Source organism: Chitinophaga sp., assembly GCF_036569125.1.
In the GTDB taxonomy this organism is placed as follows: Bacteria; Bacteroidota; Bacteroidia; order Chitinophagales; family Chitinophagaceae; genus Chitinophaga.
In genome coordinates this window covers 1-11259 of record NZ_DATCRF010000253.1, presented here as the reverse complement: position 1 = coordinate 11259, position 11259 = coordinate 1, and the positions used below count along the sequence as shown (strand labels likewise).

The window sequence follows — 11259 nt, the reverse complement described above, 5'->3', positions numbered from 1 at the left end:
ACCGCCGAACCGAATGCATTGCCCATCGGGGAATTTGTAAAAAAAGGAAATAATAAGATCGAGGTAACGGTAACAGGCAGTCTGAAAAATGTTTTAGGTCCCTTTTACAACAAGCCGGCCCCAGGTTTGGTGGATCCTGGTAAATGGTACAATATAAAAGCACAGCCATCCGGGAGTGAATATGATCTTTATGAATATGGATTAGAAGATTACGGGATTAAGGTTATGCGCTAAAAAGAGTACCAGGGCGTTTTGCCCTGGTTTACTCTTTGGCAAAGTAAAAAGTATATCCAGACCAGGGCCTGTCTTCTGAAGTATTATATATTGCATAGGCCACTGAGATCCTCTCTCCGTCATCCTTGCCCGGGCGGATGAAAACGGCCTGGCCGCCCCCGCCTGCAACCATCTCCGCACTAAAGGTATTACGGATGTTCACCAGCTTCCCTTCCTCAATCGCATAAACGCCATTTTTGCCGGCCGCCAGTATGATCTGATCAAGGGCATAGGTTAAACCTGAAAATTCCAGTTCCGGGTCTTCAGCAACCAGCTCAAAATCCTGACCATCCGTGGTTTTCCAAACCCGTCCGCCATCACAGGCCAGGTAATAAGCTCCACCGGGTGTTCGTGCAATCCCTTTAGCAGCCATAGGCCCCTGTTTATTTTCATCATATGCAGTGCGGCTCCAGGTTTTTCCATCATAATGCAGCAGCTCCCGGGAGTATGAGCCAATGGCGTAAACATCATTTGCAGCAGCGCCGGCAAATTGTGTAATATATTTCCCTCCGTTTTGACTGACGGGTGTTTCCTGTTGCGTCCATGCTTGTCCATCCCAGCGGTAAACATGTCCTGAATAGGTTCCAACAAAAATGGTAACACTATCCGGTGACCAGATTGAAACTCCATTCTGAACAGCACCTAAACAATACATTTTCCAGTTTAGCTCAGTAGCATGTATATTATCATCCAGGTTGTAGGGTGATTTAAATGGACTTTCCGGGAATTTTACATCTGCTGTGGTGTAGATATTTCCATAAGAGCTGCATGCCCAGATATCGCCCTTGGGCGACACCCAAATATCGTAGATGCTGTCGCCGTTAGAAAAGATCTTTCTGGATTCCAGCTTTGGTCCTGAAAAATCATCCAGGATCAGCTGCCCGGGGTTATCGAGGCTGCCATCGTCCTGGATGATGAGTAAAAGTGCTGTTTGCGGTTTAGGACCGTTAATGATCTTTAGAAGCTGAACATTCATGAACTGGTTACATTTTAAACTTAATCCGAAAGATCATGAATGTTTGCAGAAAAACAAAATGGCATTCCTTATTTTACCACCATGCCCTTGATCCCTCCTGTTATGTCATTCAGCGTCACCGCTTTTTCATTTTTCCAATAAGTGGCTTTGCCATCCAGGTAGCCGGCCAGATAAACGTCTTTGCCGGATACGGTAATAGCCTTTACCCCGGCGCCTGAAGCTTCCTCCCCAGTGGTTAGCCGCACGTCGGTGCCATTTTTCCAGCAAACAACAATATTAGCGCCTGCCTGGTTCCGGGTGATCCCGGCCACATATACATCATTGCCGGATACGGCAATCGCATCTGCCCTGGCGCCACCTCCAAGCATAACAGGCTCACCGTTCTTCCAATACATGGCCACTTCTTCCCCGGCTGAATTATGTGCAAAACCCGCCACATAAACGTCGCTACCGGAGATCGCAATAGCATGGGCTTCAGCACTTTTTGTACCATCGCTCAGGGCTTTTGCGATCCCGTTCTTCCAGCAGGTAGCCACATACTCACCCTGCTCATTTGGCTGGTAACCGGCTATGTAAACATCGTTTCCGCTAACAGCAATGGCAGTTAATTTAGTGTCCTCCTCAAATGCGGCGCCTTTTCCATTTTTCCAGTACATAGCCAGGCGGCCATCATTTCCAATTACATGCACATCCTGGCCGGAAATACTGATACCTTCGGCTTTTGCATATGTTTTTCCATCACTGAGGGTGATGGCTTCCTTATTTTTCCAATAGGTGGCAACCGGCTCTCCTGCAGCGTTATCCTGGTAACCGGCGATATATACATCATTGCCGGAGAGCGCAATGGCCGTTGCGCCTGCATTTGTTTTGCCATCCGTGAGCTGGATGATCTCCCCGTTCTTCCAGTAGGTAAGGCCTGTTCTTGTTCCGGAATAGTCGTCGTATACCAGGAGTATGGAGGGTGAGGATTGTGCGGGAAGGATAGATGTAGTGGCTAATAATAATAGTAATGAAGCTGCTAATTGCTTAATCTTTCTGATCATTCTTTAGTTTTTTATGCGATGAAAGGCATTACCCAAAAGTAGGTGGCTGGTGGGGTTCACTGCATTTTCAGGCGACTACAGATGTACTACAGCGGGTTATAAGAGGTGGCTACAAAGCGTCTACAGGTTTTATTACTGGTTAATTACCCCATATTTATATATTATATTTTACCGCTCCTCCATTTTTTCCGGATCGCGCAAATCTTTTTCCGGATCGGATTACCTACCCCTCTTATTCCACCGGACCTTTGCGCCTTGAAACGATCTCACAATAGAATGAAGTATTACTTATTATCAGCCCTCTTTTTATTATGCGCACTGCTGGCGGCCGCACAGGAAAAAACCGGCACCATTAAAGGAAAGGTACGTACTGCCGATGGGCAGCCCGCCGGATTTGTAACCGTAGGCATTGCCGGCACCAAAATAGGCACTATTACTACTGAAAGCGGCGCTTACCAGCTGGACCGCCTGAAACCAGGCACTTACACCGTACGCACCAGCGCCGTGGGCCTGCTGACACAGGAAAAAACCGTAACCGTAATTGCCGGTCAGATAGTGACCGTAGAAGATATTAAACTGGAAGAATCGGCCTCCAGGCTGAAAGAGGTGGTAATTGAAGGACAAAAAACCAATTATAAGCCCAGCGAAGTATCCAATACCCTGCGTTTAAAAACCTCGCTGCTGGAAACACCGCAGAATATACAGGTGATCAGCGGCAAGCTGATTGCCGACCAGCAGATCACCGATATGCTGGAAGGCGTAACGCGCAACGTGAGCGGCGCCACCCGTGGCGAACACTGGGATAACTACGCCCGCATATATATGCGTGGCTCCAACATCCCGGCCTTCCGCAACGGTATGAACGTAACCATGCCCTTTGGCCCCATGACCGAAGATATGAGCATGGTAGAACGGATTGAATTTGTAAAAGGCCCTGCCGGTTTTATGATGGCCAATGGGGAGCCCGGCGGTTTTTATAACGTGGTAACTAAAAAACCTACGGGCATTACCAAAGGCGAAGTAGGCGTTACATTTGGCAGCTACGACCTGTACCGCGCCACCCTGGACCTGGATGGTAAGCTGAGCAAAGACGGCAAGCTGCTGTACCGCCTGAACCTGATGGGACAATCCAAAAACTCTTTCCAGCAAATTGACTACAATGAGCGCTACTCTGTAGTGCCGGTGCTTACCTATAAGCTGGACGACCGTACTTCCCTGACCGCGGAGTACACCTTCCAGTATTCTAAAGTACAGATGATAGGCGCTAACTACCAGTTTTCCCGTAAAGGTTATGCTGACCCGGATGTACCGCGCAGCTTTACCACTACCGCGCCTACCCTGCCCCCTTCCAAAACCAATGATCACAGCCTGCTGTTAAACCTGCACCACCAGATCAATGACGACTGGAGCGTAACGGCACAGCTCATGTATGAGAACTACAAGCTAAGGGGCAGCTCAGTATGGCCCGGCGTACAGCCGGATTCCGCCGGTTACATGCGCCGCGCTATGAGCATATGGGATGTGGATGCCGTGAACAGGCTGGGACAGATCTATGTAAACGGCGAAGTCCATACCGGCCGCGTAACCCATCGCCTGCTGGGCGGTATAGATGTTGGCGAAAAAAATAACTATTCCGACTACGGCCAGTTTAAATACATTGACGCTGCCAATACTTTTAATATTTACAACCCGCAATACGCCGCTACTGCAGAGATCACGCCGTTTGACCACAGCGTGCCTGTAAGCCAGCGCACCGGGCCTAATGCCTCTGTTTTCACCACCCTGCAGTCTTACAAAGGCATTTACGTGCAGGATGAGCTGCGTTTTCTGCAGGACCGCATCCGCCTTACACTGGCCGGCCGTTATACTTATTCAAAAGACAATGACGGTTCTGAAGTGGAATCTAAAAAATTCACACCGCGTATAGGCTTAAGCGTAAGCCTGGACCGCAATACTTCCGTATATGCATTATACGACCAGGCCTTTGTACCTACAGCTGGTTATGACAGCGCCAAAAGCCGCTCTTTTGTACCGGTTACCGGCGACAATGTGGAAGTAGGTTTAAAGCGCGACTGGTTTGGCGGCCGCTGGAACAGCACCCTTTCCGCCTACCGCATTTACCGCAACAATACAGTAACCGGCGATCCGAATAACATTAACTGGTCAACCCAGCTGGGGCAAACCCGTACACAGGGTATTGAGCTGGATATCCGCGGCCGCATTGTAAAAGGCCTGGATGTAACCCTCAATTACGCCTACACGGATTCAAAGATCACCGACGATACCAATAAAGGTAATATAGGCCAGGCCACACCCGGCACTGTGCGCAACATTGCCAACGGCTGGCTCTCTTACCGCCTGGAAGAAACCAAGCTGAAAGGTTTGGGTATTGCTATTGGTGCGCAATACCAGGGCGGCCGTTTTGCATGGTACTCTTTTACCGGTGAAACTCCGCTGAAAGATTATTTCCGGATGGATGGCAGCATTTCGTACCAGGGTTCCCGTTACAGCGTTAGCCTGAATGTGAACAACCTGCTGAGCAAATACCTGTATTCAGGATCTATCCTGAATGATGGTGCGCCATATTACTTCTGGATACCGGAAGCACCGCGGAACTTCCGTTTGAATGTAGCTTACAGATTTTAAAAATAAGAAGGGCTGACCAAATGGTCAGCCCTCTTTGATTGTGCCCCCACGATTGCTAATATTGTTCAATGCTGTTCTATATAAAACACGATAGTGATAAGCTGAATAAAAAAAGCCGGCGCTCCACATAAACTATCCCCATCATACTTGTACCATCAAGAGCGCCGGCAGCATTCCACCCCAGTAAACAATAAAAATTGGTTGTGTCCCCCCTGTTATGTATGTCACCTAATTTTTTTTTCATTTTTCAGATCCCTGCCGGATGGCTGCAACGACCGGCTGTGCAACGGCACATTGCAGCGCATTCCAACAGACTTTCATTTTCCCCGGCTGCTGCGCCGGATCAGGCATAGGGTAGGCAGACCCACTTCGAGATAAATTCCACATTCTTAATGTTGGCATAGGTTACGATACACACAATTGGCGCCAGGGAACTCTTCAGCCCCTCCAGATACTCAAATGTTGCCGCTCCGCTGGCGCCCGGTGTACTGCTAATGTTGTAGGTTTGGTTGTTGGTGTATAACGGCCGGCCGGTGTTTTAAACCGGTAACATGCTGCTCAATCATTTCCTGTTCTCTTGTGTAACCTTAGTTACTATCTGTCGTCCTTTCTGATACAAAGATGAATTAAATGTGAACACGGCTTTTAATAATTGGGGTGAATGCGCCGGTTTCTGTGGTATTTCATTTTGCAGCAGGGCGCAATTATTCCTGGTACGAATAACCGTAGTACGAATAAATGTCTGGGAACGCAGTATGGCAGGCAGTTCTAACGGTTCAGCAGGTGCATGAACTCATCTTCATAATTATTGCTTAAGGGCACTTCTTCGCCGCAGTGCAGTATGATCATTTTGTTGCGCACGCCGGCTACCTGCGATAAGGGTACAATGAAAGAACGGTGCACGCGCACAAATACAGGAGCGGGTAATTTTTCCAGGATGGCTTTCAGGGTCATTCTTACTATTACGGGGTTCTTATCTTTCAGGTGGATCTTTAAATAATTATCCAGCCCTTCCATGAAAAGAATTTCGGAGAAATGAATTTTCACCAGGCCATAATCCACGCGCAGGGTAATATGATCATTACCGGGTACGGCGGCTTTTTGCCGCAGCTCATGCGCTATATTGGCTTTTTCTATGGCTTGTGTAAAACGCTGCAGGGTGTAAGGTTTTACCAGGTAATCCACTGCGCTGAGATTATAGCTTTCCACGGCGTATTCACTAAAGGAGGTGGTAAAAATAACCATAACCCGGGCGGGCACTCTTTTATAGAAGTCAATACCGTTTACAGAGGGCATGTTAATGTCCAGCAACAGCAGGTCTACCGGGTATTTTTCCAGGTATTCAAAAGCTTCTCCGGCTTTGGTAAAGGTTTTCTTCAGATCTACAGTAGGAATATTCGCACAAAAACCTTTAATAATTTCAAGCGCTGGGGGTTCGTCGTCCAGTGCAATAGCAGTTATCATAGCAGTTCCATTATCAGTGTCACCTGGTAGTGGTGCGCATCCTCTTTTATTTCCAGCGTATGTTTACCGGGGTACAACAGCTCCAAACGTTCCCGGGCGTTGTGCGCTCCTATTCCACTGGAAAATGAGTGCTGCGGCAACACTACCTTATAGTTATGCACTGATAAATATAAGGCTTTTTTGAACACTTTAATGTGTATGGATACCCGGGAAGCTGCTTCGGGGTTAACGCCGTATTTAAATGCGTTTTCAATAAAGCTGATCAGGATCAGCGGGGCAATACCTGCCGATGCGGCCTCCTGCTGTTCCAGGGTATAGCGGATCACTACGGTGTCCCCTAAACGGGAACGCTGCAGCTCAATATAATTTCCCAGGTACTCCAGCTCTTTCTGCAATGGGATATGCTGATCTCCGGATTCCCTGAACACATAACGCATGAGGCCGGAAAGATGCACGATGGAATCTGCCGTGGCATCATCTTTCCGTACCGCCAACGCATATATGCTGTTTAAGGTATTGAATAAAAAGTGCGGATTGATCTGCGCCCGGATCGTGGCCAGCTCCGCGGCGTGCCGGGTGCTTTGCTCCTGGTACCGGCGGCTGCGGATGCGTAGCAATAAAGAAAAAAATACCACTGCTATGAACAGGAATACCTGGTGCCTGGCCGCTGCCGGGGAAGGCAGTAAACAGATCACTATAAATCCCGCCAGGATGCTTAACAGGTATAGCAGGCGTTTCTGTTTAAAGTAAAGCCGGGGTATTATTATAAAATAATGGAGATAGAAGAAACCTAGCATCAACGCATTGCCTATAAGATCCCGCTGCATGGGTTGGGAAAAAAGGAAGGCTGCCCGGTCCGGCGGACCAGTATATAACCAGATTGGTTGGCTCAGAAATAAGACACAACCAATTATGTGCAGCAAGGCATAGCGGTTCAGCACCTTCATTGGGATGTAAAGTGCTGCGATTCTGTGGTTCAGGTTCCACTTTTGGGGTAAATTGTGGAAATGTTGGGGTGTTTGAATGAAACGGCGCTAAAAAGGAAAAGGCCGTAATAATACGGCCCTAACCTATTCCTCTACTTTACTTAGTCAATTATATATGCCTGTATGCTGTTAATTAGTTCAGCAGCTCATTAATGCACTGGCAAAGCTGCGCTTTTGTGAAGGGCTTTTCCAGGAACATATCTGCACCCATTTCAATGGCTACATCTTTTGCTGCAGCGTCCATACCGGAGATCATAATGATCTTAGTGGCGGGATATTCTTTTTTCAGGAAAAGGATAAAATCCAGCCCGAAGCCATCCGGCAGGCGGTTATCCAGCAGCACTATAGCAGGTGGTTGTTGTTGAAAATATTCCACAGCATCAGCAATAGTTTTTACATGCTCGATCTCCATTTCTTTACCGTCCAGTAAAAGGTTGATCAGTAAACACATTTCTCCTTCATCCTCAATGATTAAGAGTTTCTGCTTTTTCGTAGTAGCGGTAATAGTATTGGTCATAAAAACGGTTTTAAACGGTTGACTTGGTTTGTAGGGAATATCTATAAAAAATCGTACCAATACCGCTGGGGCGGCATGAGAACAAAAAAGCGGCTGCCCATGTACTGGCAACCGCTTACAACTACAGCTATACTAATACTGATGGAGAACTTTTATAACGCTTTATAACGGAAGTTGTAATAAGGGAATGCACCACCGGTTACCCCATTCTGGTAAATAGAGGTGATCTCAAATGCATAAATGGTGGCGCCGCTTTTCCAGAACAGCGTACGGCCGGCTACAGGTGTTACGGTATGGCCGGTGCTCCAGCCATAGATGTACCAGCCGGCGCCATTGGCGTAAGCTGCTACTGAAGGCGGCACACCGGTACCGGTTACCTGGTTCATACCAATTACATTGGAGCCGGCAGGGCTGGGCAGCGGGTTGGAGGCAGTGCTCCAGTCAGCCGCAGTTACAGTGCTGAAAGTTTTGTCCTTGAACTTTAAGGAATCATTGGAGGTAATGTCGCCTGTAGCAATACCGGAGAATTTGATATTGTAGTTGGTGGACGGACCGGCTTCATTTACCGTAAAGCGCCAGTAGAAATTACCATCAGCAGGCTGTCCCTCGCCGGTGGAATAAGCCTGGCGGAAATTCTTTACCGTGTACACGCTACCGTTGCGGTAGATCTTGCCGGAGGTTACACCGGGACCGGTAATGTTGGCACTGTCGCCATCCGGTATAACAGCCATCAGGCCTACGCCTCCCCGGATGGTGCTAAGGGATTGCGGTGCGGCTACATCCTCATTGCTTTTGGAGCAGGAGGCTAAAAACAATGTCAGGGCGCCGGCGGCGGCCAGCGTTAAATGGGTTGCTTGTTTAAAGTTGAACATAAATCAGGGTTTTAAGTGAAAAAGAAATGATGAGGGTTTTATAAGGAGCTATAGTGGTTGCTTAATCTGTAACGGTGATCTGCGCAGCGCCATCAATATTCACGTACACCTTTTTCTGTTTATTCCAGTCCCAGAAACCAATGAAATCCGTAGTGCGCAGCTGGAAAAAAATGCCGTTACCGTTATAGCTGTTCAGCTCATAACTACCTGTGGGAAAATTATCCGGTATGCGGTAAGTAACGCTGGTAGCGGTAAAGCTCACCAGCTCCAGTGTGGCAATTTCTTTTTCCGACCAGTCGGTAGTGGTGTTATAGCCAAACACACGGGCTTCCTTCATATCAATAAAACCGGTGCCGGTAAAGGTGATCTGGCCACCGTGTTTCAGGGTAATGCTGCCATCTACCGGGTTGGCTGCCGGCTGCTCATTAGCTGCGTACAGCACACCGAAAATGGCGTTCTCCGTAGTTAGGGTCCGGATGCCGCTGTTGATCTTAATACGGTAAGCGCCCGGCTGCAGGGTATCGCCGCCCGGCAGCTTCAGATCCGTGTACGGTGTGTTATTGCGGGTAGCAAAGGAAATAGCGATGGGGGTTTCCCTGCCGGCAGTATCTACCAGGAAAAAGTGGGTTTGGGCAGTGTCCCGTATAATATAGCGGATCAGCCGCCCGTTATCCACCGCCAGCGTACCGCCGCGTACGGCGGAATAAGTGGCTTCATAGATCTGTATACCGGGCTGGTTAATTACTACTTTCAGGAAATAATTTTTAGTGCTGCCATCCTGCGCTTTTACCGTGTATTTAGTACCGGTTTTAAAAGCTACGCTTTCCTTTGCGGCCGGCTGAATAGTGGCCTTTTCTGACAGGGTAATGTCCGGCGTAATGCTGGCGGGCATTTCCAGGTAAGATGGCCAGTAAATAATAATGCTGTCGTTTTCCAGTGCGCCGTTAATGGTTTCCTCCCCTGCTGCTATTTTAAATGCCTGGATATCTTTAAAAGGAAAAGCCGCATATTCTGTTTCTTTCTTACAGGACAGCCCTGCTATAATAATGCAGCTGAAAACTGCTATGGTGATATTACGTGCTAACATGTGATGGTTCAGTTTTTAGTAATGCGGATGGGAAACTGCATGGTGGCTACTTTCGCGTAATTGTACACCCGCACTTTGTAGAGGCCTGTTTGCGGTATATTTTTCAGCACATCCGGAATGGTGTAGGTTTGTTTGGCTGCATCATAGTAAACGGATACAAACACGCCTATGCTGTTCAGGTTATTGGTGTTGGTAATGCTAAGGTCCAGCGCACCGGGTATTTCCTTTCCCGCTGCATCTACCAGCATTACTTTCATGAGGTCCAGGTTTTCCGAAAAGCCTTCGCCTATGATGTTAAAGCTGAAAGAGGATACTACTTGCGGAGCCATTTCAATGGTAAACTCCGCAGGGGTTGCTGCGTCTGTACTTAGCTCCTGCACCACCATCGCAGGCTGCTGTACGGCCAGTTTCAGCGTATAGGTTTTAACGGCACCATCTTTACCGGTAACGGTGTATTTAATATCGCGGCCGCTGCGTAATAGCTCCGGCACATCTTCTATTAATGTACCCGTAGCTGGTTTTACGGTGGCGCCTTCTGATACCCTGATCTCCGGCTCCAGGATGGTGAGCTGCTTATAGAACGGCAGGTGCAGGGTAATGGTGCTGTCGGCATCATTTACAGCGCCGTAAACAGGATCGCCCTGTACATTCACGATCTTATATTCCAGGATGCGGTTCTGCGCGGCTGCCGGCGGCGCTACCACCTCGGTTTTAGTGCAGCCGCTGCCAGCCAGCAGCAAGGCTGCAAGCAATTGAAAACTTCTTCTCATTATAAATAGTTAGGGTAGTTAGTTATTGGCTGAAATATCCAGGTTCTTACTTCCATCCATTTGTATGGCGTACTGGAAGCTTACAAAACCGGGTTTATTGTTCCGGTCAGGATCCTGCGGGCTATCTTTATAAATGCTCCGGATCATTAGCTTGGCATAATGCCCTTTGTGAGTTTTAATGATCATTACCCGCGGCATGGTATATACAACGTGCGTTTTCAAAGGGTTACCGGGAAACAGCGCTCCGTAAAAATCATAATAGCCCCAACCATCACTTACATTCTGGAAATGATCCAGGCCCACATCCCGCGTAAAGAATTTACTATCCTCCACAAGTACTGTTTTTACCGCGGCAAAAGCTGCATCAAACAGGTTATTGGGAATGGGCAGCTTACGCGGTTTAAAGTTCAAGGTATCGTAATACTGTGCGTCAAACTTATGGTCTGCCACCAGGTAGATCTTTGCCTGCCCCGGGCCGCCATATCCCGGGCTGCCGGTAGCAGCGCCGTTATTCGGGTATACACTGCTGTTATAAATACCATACAGCACAATATCCCAGTTACCGGTTTGCCGTTGCGATTCGGGCACCACACGGTTCTCTTCCAGGCTGTAATACAGGGATACT

The 11259-nt window shown here is 48.2% G+C and carries 11 protein-coding genes; 2 read left to right on the top strand and 9 right to left on the bottom strand.

The genetic code is table 11. The features are described from left to right. The coding region (locus VIM87_RS09305) for a hypothetical protein (RefSeq protein WP_331996721.1) at positions 1-234 on the top strand (234 nt) is incomplete at its 5' end. A 28-nt stretch (positions 235-262) separates the two neighbouring features. Here VIM87_RS09305 and VIM87_RS09300 read toward each other — a convergent pair. Both VIM87_RS09300 and VIM87_RS09295 read right to left on the bottom strand, forming a co-directional pair. Beyond that, positions 263-1249: a hypothetical protein gene (locus tag VIM87_RS09300; protein WP_331996720.1), complete on the bottom strand. Its 987-nt coding sequence runs from the start codon at positions 1247-1249 to the stop codon at positions 263-265. 68 nt (positions 1250-1317) lie between these two features. Further along, the gene (locus VIM87_RS09295) at positions 1318-2292 is read right to left on the bottom strand and encodes a hypothetical protein (protein WP_331996719.1); all 975 of its coding nucleotides are present in this window, start codon (positions 2290-2292) and stop codon (positions 1318-1320) included. A 276-nt stretch (positions 2293-2568) separates the two neighbouring features. Here VIM87_RS09295 and VIM87_RS09290 point away from each other — a divergent pair, with 276 nt between their 5' ends. After that, positions 2569-4938, top strand: coding sequence for a TonB-dependent siderophore receptor (locus VIM87_RS09290; protein WP_331996718.1), 2370 nt, complete (start codon positions 2569-2571; stop codon positions 4936-4938). Between the two features lie 768 nt (positions 4939-5706). On the opposite strand, the gene VIM87_RS09285 is transcribed toward VIM87_RS09290, so the two are convergent. The 7 genes from VIM87_RS09285 to VIM87_RS09255 form a co-directional block, all read right to left on the bottom strand. Beyond that, positions 5707-6402, bottom strand: coding sequence for a LytTR family DNA-binding domain-containing protein (locus VIM87_RS09285; RefSeq protein WP_331996717.1), 696 nt, complete (start codon positions 6400-6402; stop codon positions 5707-5709). Next, positions 6399-7229, bottom strand: coding sequence for a histidine kinase (locus tag VIM87_RS09280; RefSeq protein WP_331996716.1), 831 nt, complete (start codon positions 7227-7229; stop codon positions 6399-6401). The genes VIM87_RS09285 and VIM87_RS09280 overlap by 4 nt, the downstream gene beginning before the upstream one ends. A gap of 292 nt (positions 7230-7521) precedes the next feature. Continuing rightward, a complete protein-coding gene (locus VIM87_RS09275; RefSeq protein WP_331996715.1) occupies positions 7522-7905 on the bottom strand; it encodes a response regulator in 384 nt (127 codons plus the stop codon). Between the two features lie 152 nt (positions 7906-8057). Next, a complete protein-coding gene (locus VIM87_RS09270; protein ID WP_331996714.1) occupies positions 8058-8777 on the bottom strand; it encodes a hypothetical protein in 720 nt (239 codons plus the stop codon). 61 nt (positions 8778-8838) lie between these two features. Continuing rightward, complete coding sequence (locus VIM87_RS09265) at positions 8839-9864, bottom strand: hypothetical protein (RefSeq protein ID WP_331996713.1); 1026 nt, start codon at positions 9862-9864, stop codon at positions 8839-8841. 8 nt (positions 9865-9872) lie between these two features. Then, positions 9873-10634: a hypothetical protein gene (locus VIM87_RS09260; protein WP_331996712.1), complete on the bottom strand. Its 762-nt coding sequence runs from the start codon at positions 10632-10634 to the stop codon at positions 9873-9875. An 18-nt stretch (positions 10635-10652) separates the two neighbouring features. Next, positions 10653-11259: HmuY family protein (locus VIM87_RS09255; RefSeq protein ID WP_331996711.1), on the bottom strand; the 607-nt coding region annotated here is incomplete at its 5' end.